Here is a 15,160-nt window from a genome sequence, read left to right as displayed (position 1 = left end):
AAAAATGGTTACAATCAATTTACGTTTACACATAATGTTTTGAGCTTAAGTGACAGAAAGGACCCGAAGCAAATGGAATCTACTCTGAGTGAAGGCGAAGTCGCCCAACTGCGCGCCTCGGCGTCCAAGGCCTGCTCCTTGCTCAAGGCATTGGCCAATGAGGACCGTTTGTTGATCCTGTGTCAGTTGACCCAGGGTGAGCGCAACGTTGGTGAATTGGAAACCATGACCGGCGTAAGACAGCCTACGCTGTCACAACAGTTGGGCATTTTGCGCGACGAAGGGTTGGTCGCTACCCGTAGGGAAGGCAAATACATTTTCTACGGGCTGGCCAGCCATGAAGTGATTCAAGTAATGAAGACCCTCTCCGGGCTGTACTGCGGTGCGGTCATCAAAAGCTGGGCGTGACGCCATCCGGCAGCGACCCTTGTGTGCATGTATAAAAAGGCGATTGACATGAACGACCAACACTGTGGCCCCACCATCAGTGGCGACATCGTAGTCATTGGCGGCGGTTCGGCAGGCATCGGCCTGCTGGCCAGCCTGCTCAAGCGTGATCCGCACCTGAACATCACCCTGATCGAGCCGAGTGAATACCACTGCTACCAGCCGGCCTGGACCCTGGTCGGCGGCGGCGCCTACGACGTCAAAAAGACCCGGCGCCCATTGGCCGACGTACTGCCCAATGGCGTCACCTGGGTACAGGCCGCCGTCACCGAACTGCTGCCCGACGAGCAAACCCTGGTGCTCGACAACGGCCAGCGCGTCACCTGGAACAACCTGATCGTGTGCCCCGGCCTGCGCCTGGCCTGGGAGAAAGTCGAAGGCCTGCAAGCCACCCTCGGCCAGCACGGCGTTACCTCCAACTACAGCTACGAGCACGCCGCCTACACCTGGCAGCTGGTGCAGCAACTCAAGAGCGGCAAGGCGATCTTTACCCAGCCTGCCATGCCGATCAAATGTGCGGGTGCGCCGCAAAAAGCCATGTACTTGTCCTGCGATCACTGGCTCAAGCAAGGCAATCTGAAAAACATCGATGTCGAGTTCGATCTTGCCGGCGCCGCACTGTTTGGCGTGGCGACCTTTGTGCCGCCATTGATGAAATACGTCGAGAAGTACAACGCGCGCCTGGCGTTCAACTCCAACCTGATCAGGGTGGATGGCCCGGCACGCAAGGCTTGGTTCGAGGTGAAGGACGCAGCGGGCAATGTCAGCGTTGAAGAGAAGTCCTTCGACCTGCTGCACGTGGTGCCGCCGCAAGTCTCCCCGGACTTTATCCGCCAAAGCCCGCTGGCCGACGCCGCCGGCTGGTGCGAGGTCAACCCCCACAGCCTGCAACACCTGCGCTACCCGCATATCTTCGGCCTGGGTGACGTGTGCGGCACCACTAACGCTAAGACCGCCGCCGCCGTGCGCAAGCAGATTGTGGTGGTGGCCGCAAACCTATTGGCCCTGCGCAAACAGGCGCCGCTGCCGCTCAAGTACGACGGCTACGGTTCCTGCCCGCTGACAGTGGAGAAGGGCAAGGTGGTGCTGGCCGAGTTCGGCTATGGCGGCAAACTGCTGCCGACCTTCCCGCTGGATCCGACCCAGGCGCGCCGTTCGATGTGGTTCCTCAAGGCCACGTTGCTGCCGTGGTTCTACTGGAACGGCATGCTTAAGGGCCGTGAGTGGCTGACCCGCCTGAGCAAGGTGGATTAAATGCTGCTGGCAAGTCTGTTGGGCGTATTGATGGGCCTGGTCATGGGGCTCACCGGCGCGGGCGGTGGCATCCTCGGGGTGCCGGCGCTGGTGTTGGGCTTGGGCTTGACCATGACCCAGGCGGCGCCGGTGTCGCTGCTCGCCGTGGGCGCGGCGGCAGCGGTGGGTGCAATCGACGGGTTGCGCCATGGCCTGGTGCGTTATCGCGCCGCGTTGCTGATCGCCTTGCTCGGCGCGCTGTTCTCGCCACTGGGGGTGTTCATTGCCCACCAACTGTCGGAGCCCGTGTTGATGGGCCTGTTCAGCGCGCTGATGGTGCTGGTGGCCTGGCGTATGTTGCAGCGCGAAAAGGTCGAGGCCGGGCCGAGTGACCATGGTGCCGCGTCGTGGGGCCAGAAGAACTGCATGCTCGATCAGCAAACCGGGCGCTTTGCCTGGACCGCCAAGTGCAGTACTACGTTAGCCGCGCTGGGTGCGGTGACCGGCGCGGTGTCGGGCTTGCTCGGCGTGGGCGGTGGTTTTCTGATCGTGCCCGCATTCAAGCAACTGACCGATGTGCAGATGCGGGGGATCGTCGCCACCTCGTTGATGGTGATCAGCCTGATCTCGCTCATTGGCGTGGCGGGTGCGATGCATGCCGGTGTGAGTATTGAGCATGTAGGCTGGGTGTTTATCGCTGCGAGCATTGTCGGCATGTTGGTTGGGCGGCGCCTGTGTTCGGTGATCAAGGCGCGAACCTTGCAGGTTGGGTTTGCCAGCCTGTGTGTGGTGGTGGCCGTCGGCATGTTGGTCAAGGCGTTGCTCTGAAACAAGGTCTGAAACAAGGCGGTATGCATGGCCAGGGGACTTGATACCCGTCAACACCGCCTGCGGCATTTTGCGTCATGCTCCGCGCCTGATTTGAAGGCTGACGGAGAGCCCCATGAGCGCGCCCGCAACAACCGCTGCATCATTTAAGTTACCCCTGGGCCTGGTGGTCGCCGTGCTGGTGATGGTCGGTGTGCTGCTGTTGCCGCTGCCGGCTGACTTGCCCGTAGCCGGGCATCGAATGCTCGCGATCCTCGCGTTTGCGGTGGTGGTGTGGATCACCGAGGCGGTGTCCTATGAAGCCAGCGCGATCATGATCACCTCGCTGATGGCGTTTCTGCTGGGCACCGCGCCTTCACTGCAAGACCCGGCGCACCTGATCGGCTCCAGCCCGGCGATCAGCATGGCCTTGACCGGGTTTGCCAACCCGGCGCTGGCCTTGGTGGCGGGCGCGTTGTTCATTGCAGCGGCCATGACCCACACGGGCCTGGACCGACGTATCGCCCTGGTCACCTTGACGCGGGTCGGTACCAGCACGCGCGGCATTTTGCTGGGGGCGATTGCGGTCACCATTCTGTTGAGCCTGGTGGTGCCCAGCGCTACGGCGCGCAGTGCCTGTGTGGTGCCGATCATGATGGGCGTGGTAGCGGCGTTTGGTGTCGACAAACGCTCGAATATCGCCGCCGGGTTGATGATCGTGGTGGCTCAGGGCACCAGCATCTGGAACGTCGGCATCCAGACCGCCGCGGCGCAGAACCTGCTGACCGTCGGTTTCATGGACAAGATGCTCGGTGAGCGGGTGTCCTGGATCGACTGGCTGATCGCAGGTGCACCCTGGGCGCTGATCATGTCGGCAGTGTTGCTGGTGCTGGTGCTCAAACTGCTGCCGCCGGAAAGCGACAGCATCCCCGGCGGCAAGGAGGCGGTGGCCCAGTCATTGGTGGACATTGGCCCCATGACCGGCCCACAGAAGCGCTTGCTGGCGGTGTCCGTGTTGCTGTTATTGGCCTGGGCCACCGAAGGCCGTCTGCACAATTTTGATACCACCTCGACGACGTACGCCGGGCTGGTGGTGCTGCTGCTGCCGGGTATCGGCGTGATGACGTGGAAGGATGTGCAGTCGCGCATCCCGTGGGGCACGGTGATTGTGTTCGGCGTCGGCATCAGCCTCGGTACGGCGCTGCTGACCACCCAGGCCGGGCAGTGGCTGGGCTCGCAGGTGGTCGCACACACAGGCTTGGACCAGGTCGGGCCGCTGGGGGTATTTGCGATCCTGGGCGCGTTCCTGATCGTGATCCACTTGGGCTTTGCCAGCGCCACCGCGTTGACCTCGGCGCTGTTGCCGATCCTGATCGCGGTGTTGCAGACCTTGCCGGGGGAGTTCAACCGTTTGGGCATGACCATGCTGCTCGGGTTTGTGATGAGCTACGGGTTCATCCTGCCGATCAATGCGCCGCAAAATATGGTGTGCCTGGGCACGGGGACATTTACGGCGCGCCAGTTTGCCAAGGTCGGGATTTTGGTGACGCTGATCGGCTATGCGCTGATGCTGGTGTTCGCGGCGACTTACTGGAGCTGGCTCGGCTGGATCTGACCTGTAATGTGCTACGCAAAACAAAGGTGATCTCAAGCGGAAGGGGCGGTGCCCGCTTGAGACATGGCAAGATGAACGTCTCTCAGGTTTACTAGTCCCTGAGTAACGGCTTCACCGACCTTGCACGTCGGCTCATCAAGGTCATCGAATGGATAAATACACTCCCCACACCTGGCAGCCCCACGAGCGCCCGAGCCTGCCCGGCTCGCCGTCGACGCCGCTGCACCCCACGCACAAGCGCTGGCTGTTCGCGTTGGTCGGCGTGCTGGTGGCAATCACCGGTGGGCTCGGCAACGCGCTGGTAATCGCCAACCTGCAATACCTGCAAGGCGCCTTGGGCGCGACCACCGCCGAGATGGCCTGGCTGCCCGCCGCCTATGTAATGACCAATGTGTGCATGAACCTGCTGCTGGTGAAGTTTCGCCAGCAGTTCGGCCTGCGCGCGTTTACCGAAGTGTTCCTGGTGTTGTATGCGCTGGTGACCTTCGGCCACTTGTTCGTCAACGACCTCAGTTCGGCCATCGCGGTACGGGCGGCCCACGGCATGGTGGGTGCGGCGCTGAGTTCGCTGGGCTTGTACTACATGATCCAGGCGTTCCCAGCCAAGTGGCGCTTGAAAGCCCTGGTGCTGGGCCTTGGCACTGCGCAGTTGGCGCTGCCGCTGGCGCGGTTGTTCTCTGAAGACTTGCTGCAAATTGCCGAATGGCGCGGGCTGTACCTGTTCGAGCTGGGCCTGGCGCTGATCTGCCTGGGCTGCGTATTCCTGCTCAAATTGCCGCCGGGCGATCGCTTCAAGACCTTTGAAAAACTCGACTTCCTCACCTTCGGCATCCTCGCCACCGGCGTGGCGCTGTTGTGCGCAGTGCTGTCCCTGGGGCGCATCGACTGGTGGCTGGAAGCGCCGTGGATCGGCGTGGCCTCGGCCTGTTCCCTGGTGTTGATCATGGCCGGCCTGGCCATCGAGCATAACCGTGCCAACCCATTGCTGATGACGCGTTGGCTGGGCAGCGGGGTGATGATTCGCCTGGCGCTGGCGGTGGTGCTGATTCGTATGGTGCTGTCAGAGCAGTCCACCGGCGCTGTGGGGTTCATGCAGATGTTGAACATGAGCTACCAGCAGATGCACACGCTGTACGTGGTGATGCTGGCCGGGGCGATTGCCGGGCTGGTGGTGAGTGCGCTGACGATCAACCCGGCGCACCTGCTGATGCCGCTGATCATCTCCCTGGCGTTGATGGCCACCGGCTCGGTGATGGACAGTTTCTCCAGCAACCTGACCCGCCCGGAAAACCTGTACATCAGCCAGTTCCTGCTAGGCTTTGGCGGCACCTTCTTTCTGGGGCCGACCATGGTGCTGGGCACGAAAAACGTGTTGACCAACCCGCGCAACCTGGTGAGTTTCTCGGTGATGTTCGGTATCTGCCAGAACCTCGGCGGCCTGATTGGCGCGGCCTTACTGGGCACCTTCCAGATCGTGCGCGAGAAGTACCACTCCAGCATGATCGTCGAGCACCTGACCTTGCTTGACCCGCGTGTGGCCGCACGCGTGCAGAGCGGCGGTTCGGCGTATGGCGGCGTGATCGCCGACCCTGAACTGCGCAACCTGATGGGCATTCGCAGCCTGGCCACGGCGGCCACGCGTGAGGCGAATGTGATGGCCTACAACGATGTGTTCATGCTGATTGCGATTATCGCGATCCTCACCATGCTCTGGATCTTCACCCGCAGCCTGTGGCTGATGAGTACTACCAAGGCAGCAGCCCCTCCCGTTCAACCCAGCGGCGTTACTTCATGACCGAACCGACTACCCGTACAACGACTACTACCAACGCCATCGCCTCGACCCCGGAAGGCACCACGCCGCCGGGTGCCTCGGTCACCGAGCCGCGCTCGCTGCGGGTGCGCATCATCTCGTCCCTGGGCTTTGCCGCGATTGCTATCGTCGGCGTGCTGATCGTGCTGTATGCCTGGCAATTGCCGCCGTTCAGCAGCGCGGTGGAAACCACCGAGAACGCGCTGGTGCGCGGCCAAGTGACGATTATCGGCCCGCAACTCGCCGGCTACGTGCACGAAGTGCCGGTGCAGGACTTCCAGTTCGTCAAGGCCGGCGACCTGCTGGTGCGCCTGGATGACCGTATCTACAAGCAGCGCCTCGACCAGGCGCTGGCGCAACTGGCGGTGCAGAAGGCTGCGCTGGCCAATGTGGTGCAGCAACGCAACAGCGCCGAAGCCACCATCAAACTGCGTCAGGCCGCGCTGGTCGACAGCCAGGCCCAGGCGCGCAAAAGCACCGCCGACCTGCGCCGTAACGAAGAGCTGATCAGCGATGGCTCGGTGTCCAAGCGTGAGCTGGACGTGACCCGCGCTGCCAATGCACAGACCATCGCCGCCGTGGCCCAGGCCCAGGCCAACCTCGAAATTGCCCGCCAGGACCTGCAAACGGTGATCGTCAATCGCGGTTCATTGGAAGCCGCTGTGGCGAGTGCCGATGCGGCGGTGGAGCTGGCACGAATCGACCTGTCCAATACGCGCATCATCGCGCCGCGTGACGGCCAACTGGGGCAGATCGGTGTGCGCCTGGGGGCCTACGTCAACTCCGGCGCGCAGTTGATGGCGCTGGTGCCGCCGCAGCTGTGGGTGATCGCCAATATGAAAGAAACCCAGATGGACAATGTGCAGGTCGGCCAACCGGTGACCTTCACGGTGGATGCGCTGAATCACCGCACGTTTCACGGCACGGTGCAGCATATCTCCCCGGCGACCGGCTCGGAGTTCAGCCTTTTGCAGGCGGACAACGCCACCGGCAACTTTGTGAAGATCGCCCAGAGGGTGCCGGTGCGCATTACGGTGAACCCGGAACAAGCTGAGATTGAGCGGTTGCGCCCGGGGTTGTCGGTGGTAGTCAGTATCGACACCGCCGGGCGCCTCAAAAACACTGCGCCCTGACACAACACAGATCACAAAAGTGGGAATGCTCTCTGTGGCGAGGGAGCACGCTCCCTCGCCACAAAAGCCTGCCCCTACAACGGACGGTATTTCAGAGTGAAATCCAGGTGGGTTGACTGGTTTTGTTCCAGCAGTTTGAGACCCGGCCTGCCGGGCAAGTGATGCGCATTCACCGGATGACTCACCGGCTCAACACAAAAGAACCCCAACCCCGGCGGGCAGTACAGCAGGAAATAATCGGCACCTGTGGCCTGGCATTCCAGCGCATAGCCCAACTCCGGCTGCTCGATCCGGCAATGCCCATCCCACTGGCAGAACCCATTGTCCACCAGCCCTTCGGCAGGGTTTTCAAGACCTGAAAGTCCCAAGCCTGCGGCACCGGCGCCAATCCCGTCGGCAACTTGGCCGCATCACTCATCCACACCTGCGCAGCCTTGGCCTGTAAGCGCGTACCCGCTCGACGCGGCAAATAGGGATGCAACCCCAGGCCATGCCACGCCGCCGTTTCGGCCAGATGCGTCACGCGTAATGCGATGCTCAGCTCACCGTCGTGCAACCGAAAACGCTGCTCGGCGCGGTAGGCGAACGGCGTGTCGCAGACCACCTCCAGCACCACTTCGTGCGCCGTCTGGCTAACCACCTGCCACGCCTGCTGCCAGGCTGAACCATGAATCGGCAACGGATCTGTGAGGCTGTTCGGCGCCAGCGCCAGCCAGCCGTGAGGGTTATCGAAACCGCCTTGGGCTATGCGGTTGGACCACGGCACCAGCGGGTAACAGCCCAGCTTGCCCGGCAAGCCGGTGTTCATCGCCTGCTCATCACTGTGCCGCAGCAGTGGCTGCCCGGTGGCGCGCACCGCCCAGTTGACGATGCTGCCACCTACGGCCGGGGCCAGGGTGAGGTGGGCCAGGGTGTCTTTGAGTTCAATCACCACAGCACCGCGGCTAGAGGATGAAGTGGGGTTCGGGCAGCCCTTGGACGCCAGGGTTGAGGGCGAACACGCCGCCTGCCAGCGACTGGTCACTCTTGTCATCACGGATCGAGGTGACGAACAGCGTGTCCAGGCGACTGCCGCCGAAGGCGCACATGCTGGGCTTTTTTACCGGCACGCTGAGGGAGCGGTCCAGGCGACCGTCGGGGGTAAAACGGTGAATCAGCCCGGCGTCGTTGGCGCAGATCCAGTAACAGCCATCGGCGTCGACTGCTGCGCCGTCGGGGCGGCCGGGGAGTGGATGCATATCGACGAACACTCGGCGGTTGGACGGGGTGCCGGTCTCGATGTCGTAATCGAAGGCCCAGATCTGTTGCACCAACGGGTGTGAATCCGAGGCATACATCGTGCGGCCGTCGGGACTGAAGGCCAGGCCATTAAGGGTGATGAACCCGTCCAGCTGGGCATGCGGCGCCGCGCCCGATGCGTAGCGGTACAGCGTGCCCTCGGCCGCATTCAAGCCCATGTTCAGCACCATGCTGCCGGCCCAGAAACGGCCCTGGCGATCACAGCGGCCGTCGTTCAAACGCATGTCCGCGCGTGGGTGCTCAACACTGGCCAGAGGCGTGGTGTCGAGGCTGCCGTCGTGGTGCGGGGTGAGTTGGAAAAAGCCGGTTTCCATTCCGGCGACCCAGTTGCCCGCCGTGGTGCGGGCAATACAGGCGAGCATCTGCGGGGCTTTCCACGCGGCGACGTGCCCGCTGGCGGCGCTCCAGCGTTGCAGGCCGCCGTTGGGAATATCCACCCAATACAGCGCGTTTTCCTCGGGCACCCACACCGGGCATTCGCCCACGGCATTACGGGCGTCGACGATCAATTCAGTCGTCATGGTCACTCATTCCCTTGGGTTGCTGTGTGCTCAGTCACCGAACGGCCCCGCCGCGCAGAATGCGCCGCCCTGATAGACCTTGGCCGGGTCATCGGCGGCGACTGGTGGCAGGGTTTCGACCTGGGCGCGGAACACCTCGGAGCTGTCCTTGGGCGCAAAACCCAGGTGCGCGGCGTAGCGATTGTCCCACCAGGTGTCGAGGTTGTCCGACATGCCATAGACCACGGTATGGCCGACATTCGGCGTGTACAGCGCGCGTTCGAGCAGCTGGGTGAGGTCGTCGAAGCTCAGCCAGGTGTGCATCATGCGGCGGTTCTGCGGCTCGGGGAATGAGGAGCCGATGCGGATGCTCACGGTCTCGATGCCGTAGCGGTCGAAGTAGAAACTCGCCATGTCTTCGCCGTAGGACTTGGACAGGCCGTAGTAGCTGTCCGGGCGGCGCGGCGAGTGGGCGTCAAGCTTTTCACCCTGTTTATGGAAGCCGATCACATGGTTGGAACTGGCGAAAATCACGCGTTTCACGCCGTGGCGGCGCGCGGCTTCGTAGAGATGGAAAATGCCGCAGATGTTGGCGCCGAGCACTTCTTCAAAGGAACGCTCCACCGAAACGCCGCCAAAGTGCAGGATGGCGTCAACGCCTTCCACCAGGTGGTGCACGGCGTGTTTATCGGCGAGATCGCAAGGTTGTATTTCTTCGGAAGCATCGGCAGCCGGGGCCATGTTGGCGATGTCCGACAGGCGCAGCACCTGAGCGTAAGGGCGCAGGCGTTCGCGCAAGACTTTGCCCAGGCCGCCGGCGGCACCGGTGAGCAGCAGGCGGTTGAATGGAACAGGCGTGGTTGGGGAGGTGGTCATGAGGGTTCCATTGTTGTTGTAGGTTGTCGTATGACTTGGCGGAAGTATCGTTAGGGAGTCCCTGGCTTGTCAACGCTCTTCCTGACGAGTGAAGATCAAAATGTGGGAGCGGGCTTGCTCGCGAAGGCGGTGGGTCAGTCGGCTTATCTGGGTCTGATACACCGCCTTCGCGAGCAAGCCCGCTCACACATTGACCGAGTCAGAGCAAGGAAATTGGATAACTGACGAAGATCCGATTCTCATCAAACTCATTGTTGCTGAAGTCCCGACGCATCGTCGAATGCCTCCAGCGCACATTCAAATCCTTCAGCGCGCCACTCTGTACCGTGTAGGCCAGTTCTGATTCGCGGCCCCATTCCTTGCCGTCGGTAATCGCCCCGGTGTGCACATTACTGCCGCTGATATAGCGGTTCATCAGGGTCAGCCCCGGGATGCCGAGCACCACGAAGTTGAAGTCATGGCGCACCTGCCAGGATTTTTCCTTGGCGTTATCGTAGCTGGCGTTGTAGCTGTCGTTGGCCAAGGTGCCGCCGCTGGTGCCGTTGACGCGCATCCACAAGCTGTCGCCGCTGAGTTTCTGCAGGCCGACGTAGAGGGTGTTGCCGTTGTAGCGGGCCGAGAGCAGGGCAGAGAGGGTCTTGTTGTCGAGGTCACCGGCCAGAGCGCTGCCGTCTTCCTTGCCGTTGAAGTAACCGAGGTTGGCGCCCAGGGTCCAGTCGCCCACCGGCTGGCTGTGGGTCAGGTTGAAATACTGCTGCTGGTAGATATCCGCCAACTCGGCGTACCACACGCCGACCTGGGTGCGTTTGTCATTGAAGCTGTATTCGCCGCCGCCGAAGTTGAAACGGTCGGAGGTTAACGCGGCTTTGCCGTTCATGAACATGGCTTGCATGCTCGCGTCGTTACGCGGGCTGTTACCGCGAAACTGCCCGCCGTAGAGGGTCAGGCCGGCGATTTCATTGGAGGTGACCTGGCCGCCACGAAAGGTCTGGGGCAGCGAGCGGCCGTCGTCGGAGCGCAGGATCGGCAACACCGGCATCCACTCGCCGACCTTCAGTTCGGTCTTCGACAGTTTGGTTTTCAGGGCCACGCCCAGGCGCCCGAAATTGTCGGCGGGGCGGCCATCGCTGTGGATCGGCAGCAACTGAGTGCCCCCCGTGCCTTTGCCGCCGTCGAGCTTTTGCGAATACAGGCCCAGCACATCAAGCCCAAAACCCACGGTGCCTTGGGTGAAGCCGGATTTGGCATCGAGGATGAAGTTCTGCGTCCACTCCTCGGCCTTGGCTTGCGGGTAAGTGGGGTTGGTGAAGTTGCGGTTGAAGTAGGCGTTACGCAGGTTCAGCGTGGCCTTGGCGTCTTCGAGAAAACCATCGGCATGGGCGCTGAGGGGAAGGGTGAACGCCAGGCTGCCGAGACCGAGAAGGCCGATACGCGAGGAGGAATTGCGGGCGAATTGACTCACAGTGATGCTCCCTTGTGCTTTTGTTGTTTTTATTATTTGTTATGCGTTGTCGTACAACATTTTGCGGGATGTTTACGGGGTTTTCTTGGGGTGTCAAGCGGAAGTTGTACGACGACAGCGGGCGTTTCGATCAAAAGTGGGCACGGTCAATGTGGGAGCTGGCTTGCCTGCGATAGCCATAGGTATCTACATATTTTTTATGGGTTGAATTCTTTGGTTGTCGCGGGGGTGCTGGGTACATATCCGTTATTTGGGTAACGGCTGCTATGGGTTCCGCTCTTACAGCCATGCCTTTCAAGGTCTTGGTTTAAAACATAAACAAATACTTTAGTCAGGATGACGAAACGATGTGGGAAAAGGTTCTAGAACGGTTTGAAAAGCAGGCGCCGGCCAGTGTCATGACCAAGCTGGTATTGGAGCAGGCCGTACCTGCCGAGTGGGTTGACAAGGTGTTCAATGACCACCGACAACGCCAGTACTCCCGTGAGCTCTTGTTTTCAACCGTTGTAGAGCTGATGTCCCTTGTTTCATTGGGCTTGAGGCCATCACTGCACGCTGCAGCGCGTAAGATGGAGGGCCTTTCGGTGAGCGTTGCGGCGCTCTATGACAAGATCAATCGGACCGAACCCGAGGTGCTTCGAGCCCTCATCTCAGGCAGCGCAGAGCGTTTAGAACCAACCATCAAAACGCTCGGCCACTCATCGATACTACCCGGCTGGCAGTTGCGCATTGTCGATGGCAACCACCTACCGGCCACTGAAAAACGTTTAGGCCCTTTGCGCAGCGAGCGAGCTGCGGCTCGCCCAGGGTTTTCCGTAGTGGCCTACGATCCTGATCTGGATTTAGTCGTCGATCTTCAGCCTTGGGAAGACGCCCATGCCAGCGAGCGGGTCAGTGTTCTACCGCTGTTGGCCCGCGCAAGCGCGGGTCAACTATGGATGGCTGACCGACTTTATTGCACGCTGCCTGTCCTGCAAGCCTGCGAAAACACAGGGGCCTCGTTCATCGTTCGCCAACACAGCAAACATCCACGTGTGATCCAGGAAGGCGACTGGCAAGAGTCAGGGACCGTCGACACCGGAACCGTTCGCGAACAAACCATCGAAGTAAAAGGCGGTCGCCGCTGGCGACGCGTTGAGTTGAGCCTGCAAACGGCAAATGACTCAGGTGATTTGGTGATGTGGTTCTGGAGCAATTTGCCCGACACCATCAGCGCTCGACAAATAGCTGATTTATACCGCCGCCGCTGGAGTATTGAAGGGATGTTCCAACGCCTTGAATCGGTGCTCGACAGTGAGATTAAGAGCCTTGGTAGCCCTAAAGCCGCGCTGCTGGGCTTCGCCTCGGCGGTTCTGGCTTACAACGTTTTGTCGGTTCTCAAACGCAGTGTGGAACAGGCGCACCGCGAAACGCAGCCAGCGAGTTGGGAGGCTTCGATTTACCATTTGGCGGTGCACGTTCGCAGCGGTTATGAGGGAATGCAGATCGCATTACCGGCGGAAAACTTCCCTCTCGAAAAGACCTCGCAAGGGTTGGCAGAGCGGTTACTGGCCCTGGCGAGGTTGATCAAACCTAAGGCCGTCGCGAAAAGCCCGCGCGGCCCTAAAATCGCCAAACCCAAGGAGTGGCTGGAAGGTAAGGCCGCACGGGCTCATGTTTCAACAGCTCGGGTGCTTAAGGCTGCCAAGTCGGATAAACAGACTTAAACACTGCTTTAAACGAACTTTTAAACGCAGACCTTGAAAGGCATGGCTCTTACAGCGGGTCACTTTTGGAAAAGAGCCCCAAAAGTAACCAAAAGGGCTCTTGCCCCACCACTCGGCACCTCGCTTAGGCTCGGTGTGCCCTCACTCCGGCTTTGGAGCGGGGGCCGCCGCCATGGGCCATCCTTGGCCCATCGCGGCTAAACCGGCGTCCTGCCGGTTTACCCCCGCTCCAAAGCCTGCGTTCGGCCAGCGTGGTTTAACGGGGCGCCTAAGATCAAGATCAAGATCAAAAGCAAGAGCACGGCGGCCTAGTAGCCGACCTGAGTGGTTAGATCAAAAGCAAAACCGAGGCGGCCTGACAGCCGACCTGATATTTGAAACTGAACTCAATCTAATGTGGGAGCTGGCTTGCCTGCGATGGCATCGGCTGGTTATGCCTGACACACCGAGGTGCTTGCATCGCAGGCAAGCCAGCTCCCACAGAAAAGCAGAGCACTGCGGTGCTGGCAGTCGAACTCGGTCAAAATTGTGGCAGCGGGCTTGCTCGCTCCCACATTGGGATCTCATTACATCAGCTAGATAGGGTGGTGCTCTGCTTCTGCCTTGCTTTTGCTTCTACCACTCAGGTCGGCTACTAGGCCGCCGTGCTTTTGATTTTGATCTTAGGCGCCCCGTTAACCACGATGGCCGAACGCAGGCTTGAATCCGTGGGTAACCCGGCAGGACGCCGGGTTAGCCGCGATGGGCCAAGGATGGCCCATGGCGGCGGCCCACGGATTCAAGCCGGAGTGAGGGCATGCCGAGCCTAGGCGAGGCACCGAGTGGTGGGGCAAAGACCTTTTGCTTACTTTTGGGTCTTTCCAAAAGTGAGCCGCTGTAAGAGCGGAACCCTAAGCAGCCGTTACCGCAGCAACGGATATGTACTCATATCTACCTAAAAAACCCTAGCGCAACACAAAAAGTTGCGCAGATACCCACGGCCATCGCAGGCAAGCCAACTCCCCCATGGATTGCATTTCAACAGAGATTTTTAGTTGGCCATGACCATCGGCGCAAGTGTGCCAAGCAGCGAAACGGCGGCGACCGCGCAAACACCCAATACCCACTCCAGCATCACACTGGCCTTCAAACTGCCCCGGCGCTCTTCGCATCGTTCAATACGTAGCCGGTTCAGCAACGCCAGCGCCAACATGCCCAGCACCAGCAGCACTTTGATCAACAGAATCAGGGCAAAGCCATTGAACAAGGGCGTGGGCCACAGTTGCCCGGTCAGCACGCGCACGTTGATCAAGCCAGTCACCAGCAACCCCGTGACCAAGCCATAGCCCACGCCGCTGAAGTGCCGGAGGATCGGCTCCAGTGCGAAACGCTCAGGCTGCCTGAGGATCAACACCAGCAACAGCAACCCACCGAGCCAGGCGCCGACGCACACCAAGTGCACCACCTGGTTGAGGATCAGCAACTGCCCGCTCAACCCATTGAGCATGGCGCCGTGGCCGACCGGTGCTAATGTCGCCAGCAGCAGGGCGATCAACGGCAGGCGCAGCGCCGGCCAGGGTTTGATCAGCACGATCACCAGCAACAGGTTCAGCAACAGATGCCAGACCCACACCTGGCCAAAGAAGGTTTTGCCCAGCACCAACTTTACGGTCGCCGGTTGCAAGGCCGCCTCCCAACTGCCGGCCATGCTGGCGGTAATCAATAACAGCCAGGCCACGCCGGAGATCAGCCCCAACCAGGCCAGCATGCGGGTGATGCGGTGCAGTTGCCGGTCCAGCGCGGGGTGCGGTTCAGCGCCCAACAGCCAGGGCCTGAACACACAGGCCCCGAACATCAACAACACGACGATGAAATGCAGGAAGCGGCACAGCACCAGCAGGGTCGCCATGGGTTATTGGCCGACCTTGAAGCTGTATTCACCGTTGCTCTTGTGAGTGTCGACTGACACCGCATTCCACACCACTTTGTAGTTGCCGGCGGCCAGTGGCGCGGCCGGCGTGACTACCAGGGTTTTCTTGTCGGCGTCCGGGGTTTCCAGGCCTTTGATCGCGATTTCGGTGCCGTCCTTGCTCAGGGACACCTTGGTGAAGGTGGCTTCGACGCCTTCGCTGAAGGTCAGGCGCAGGTCGGCGGGCGCGGCGACAGTGCTGTCGGCGGCGGGCGTTTCGCTTTTCAAGTGGGCATGGGCAAAGGCGGCCGAAGCACCCAGCAAGGAGGCGAGCAGGGCGACGGTGGTCAGGGTTTTCTTGATCAACATTGTTCAATACCT

Annotated in this window: 12 protein-coding genes and 1 pseudogene; 7 read left to right on the top strand and 6 right to left on the bottom strand. The window is 60.9% G+C overall.

Annotated elements, in window-relative coordinates; genetic code table 11:
• The first annotated feature begins 72 nt into the window (after positions 1–72).
• The 6 genes from K0P33_RS20290 (at position 73) to K0P33_RS20265 (ending at position 7,048) form a co-directional block, all read left to right on the top strand.
• Complete coding sequence (locus K0P33_RS20290; protein WP_017136253.1) at positions 73–408, top strand: metalloregulator ArsR/SmtB family transcription factor; 336 nt, start codon at positions 73–75, stop codon at positions 406–408.
• Between the two features lie 48 nt (positions 409–456).
• Positions 457–1,701 carry an FAD/NAD(P)-binding oxidoreductase gene (locus K0P33_RS20285; protein WP_242150829.1) on the top strand — a complete coding sequence of 415 codons (1,245 nt, stop codon included), beginning with the start codon at positions 457–459 and terminating at the stop codon, positions 1,699–1,701.
• Positions 1,702–2,508, top strand: coding sequence for a sulfite exporter TauE/SafE family protein (locus tag K0P33_RS20280; protein ID WP_242150826.1), 807 nt, complete (start codon positions 1,702–1,704; stop codon positions 2,506–2,508).
• Between the two features lie 115 nt (positions 2,509–2,623).
• A complete protein-coding gene (locus K0P33_RS20275; protein WP_242150823.1) occupies positions 2,624–4,102 on the top strand; it encodes a DASS family sodium-coupled anion symporter in 1,479 nt (492 codons plus the stop codon).
• 148 nt (positions 4,103–4,250) lie between these two features.
• Positions 4,251–5,897, top strand: coding sequence for an MFS transporter (locus K0P33_RS20270; protein ID WP_242150819.1), 1,647 nt, complete (start codon positions 4,251–4,253; stop codon positions 5,895–5,897).
• Positions 5,894–7,048 carry an HlyD family secretion protein gene (locus K0P33_RS20265; protein ID WP_094951351.1) on the top strand — a complete coding sequence of 385 codons (1,155 nt, stop codon included), beginning with the start codon at positions 5,894–5,896 and terminating at the stop codon, positions 7,046–7,048. The genes K0P33_RS20270 and K0P33_RS20265 overlap by 4 nt, the downstream gene beginning before the upstream one ends.
• A gap of 74 nt (positions 7,049–7,122) precedes the next feature.
• On the opposite strand, the pseudogene K0P33_RS20260 reads toward K0P33_RS20265, so the two are convergent.
• The 4 genes and pseudogenes from K0P33_RS20260 to K0P33_RS20245 form a co-directional block, all read right to left on the bottom strand.
• Positions 7,123–7,979 (bottom strand): annotated as a pseudogene (locus K0P33_RS20260) (aldose 1-epimerase).
• Between the two features lie 13 nt (positions 7,980–7,992).
• The gene (locus K0P33_RS20255) at positions 7,993–8,868 is read right to left on the bottom strand and encodes an SMP-30/gluconolactonase/LRE family protein (RefSeq protein WP_242150817.1); all 876 of its coding nucleotides are present in this window, start codon (positions 8,866–8,868) and stop codon (positions 7,993–7,995) included.
• Positions 8,869–8,898: 30 nt separating this feature from the next.
• Entirely contained in the window at positions 8,899–9,723 is an 825-nt protein-coding gene (locus K0P33_RS20250) for an NAD(P)-dependent oxidoreductase (protein WP_242150813.1), read from the bottom strand.
• A 199-nt stretch (positions 9,724–9,922) separates the two neighbouring features.
• Positions 9,923–11,185, bottom strand: coding sequence for an OprD family porin (locus tag K0P33_RS20245; RefSeq protein ID WP_242150809.1), 1,263 nt, complete (start codon positions 11,183–11,185; stop codon positions 9,923–9,925).
• 398 nt (positions 11,186–11,583) lie between these two features.
• On the opposite strand from K0P33_RS20245, the gene K0P33_RS20240 reads away from it, so the two are divergent.
• Positions 11,584–12,891 (top strand): IS4 family transposase, encoded by a 1,308-nt coding sequence (locus tag K0P33_RS20240; RefSeq protein WP_242149530.1) that lies wholly within the window; start codon positions 11,584–11,586, stop codon positions 12,889–12,891.
• 1,030 nt (positions 12,892–13,921) lie between these two features.
• Here K0P33_RS20240 and copD read toward each other — a convergent pair.
• Together copD and copC are read right to left on the bottom strand one after the other, a co-directional pair.
• Positions 13,922–14,779: a copper homeostasis membrane protein CopD gene (gene copD / locus K0P33_RS20235; protein ID WP_242150806.1), complete on the bottom strand. Its 858-nt coding sequence runs from the start codon at positions 14,777–14,779 to the stop codon at positions 13,922–13,924.
• 3 nt (positions 14,780–14,782) lie between these two features.
• Complete coding sequence (gene copC / locus K0P33_RS20230) at positions 14,783–15,148, bottom strand: copper homeostasis periplasmic binding protein CopC (RefSeq protein ID WP_094953587.1); 366 nt, start codon at positions 15,146–15,148, stop codon at positions 14,783–14,785.
• Between the last annotated feature and the right edge of the window lie 12 nt (positions 15,149–15,160).

Origin of the sequence: Pseudomonas sp. ArH3a (assembly GCF_022648765.1) — a bacterium.
In the GTDB taxonomy this organism is placed as follows: Bacteria; Pseudomonadota; Gammaproteobacteria; order Pseudomonadales; family Pseudomonadaceae; genus Aquipseudomonas.
Note: the sequence above shows the minus strand (reverse complement) of the source record. Positions and strands in the feature narration are given on the sequence as shown.

Coding starts and splice junctions, on each gene's coding strand:
- K0P33_RS20290 (WP_017136253.1), top strand. CDS start 73: ATGGAATCTACTCTGAGTGAAGGCGAAGTCGCCCAACTGCGCGCCTCG.
- K0P33_RS20285 (WP_242150829.1), top strand. CDS start 457: ATGAACGACCAACACTGTGGCCCCACCATCAGTGGCGACATCGTAGTC.
- K0P33_RS20280 (WP_242150826.1), top strand. CDS start 1,702: ATGCTGCTGGCAAGTCTGTTGGGCGTATTGATGGGCCTGGTCATGGGG.
- K0P33_RS20275 (WP_242150823.1), top strand. CDS start 2,624: ATGAGCGCGCCCGCAACAACCGCTGCATCATTTAAGTTACCCCTGGGC.
- K0P33_RS20270 (WP_242150819.1), top strand. CDS start 4,251: ATGGATAAATACACTCCCCACACCTGGCAGCCCCACGAGCGCCCGAGC.
- K0P33_RS20265 (WP_094951351.1), top strand. CDS start 5,894: ATGACCGAACCGACTACCCGTACAACGACTACTACCAACGCCATCGCC.
- K0P33_RS20255 (WP_242150817.1), bottom strand. CDS start 8,868: ATGACGACTGAATTGATCGTCGACGCCCGTAATGCCGTGGGCGAATGC.
- K0P33_RS20250 (WP_242150813.1), bottom strand. CDS start 9,723: ATGACCACCTCCCCAACCACGCCTGTTCCATTCAACCGCCTGCTGCTC.
- K0P33_RS20240 (WP_242149530.1), top strand. CDS start 11,584: ATGACCAAGCTGGTATTGGAGCAGGCCGTACCTGCCGAGTGGGTTGAC.
- copD (WP_242150806.1), bottom strand. CDS start 14,779: ATGGCGACCCTGCTGGTGCTGTGCCGCTTCCTGCATTTCATCGTCGTG.
- copC (WP_094953587.1), bottom strand. CDS start 15,148: ATGTTGATCAAGAAAACCCTGACCACCGTCGCCCTGCTCGCCTCCTTG.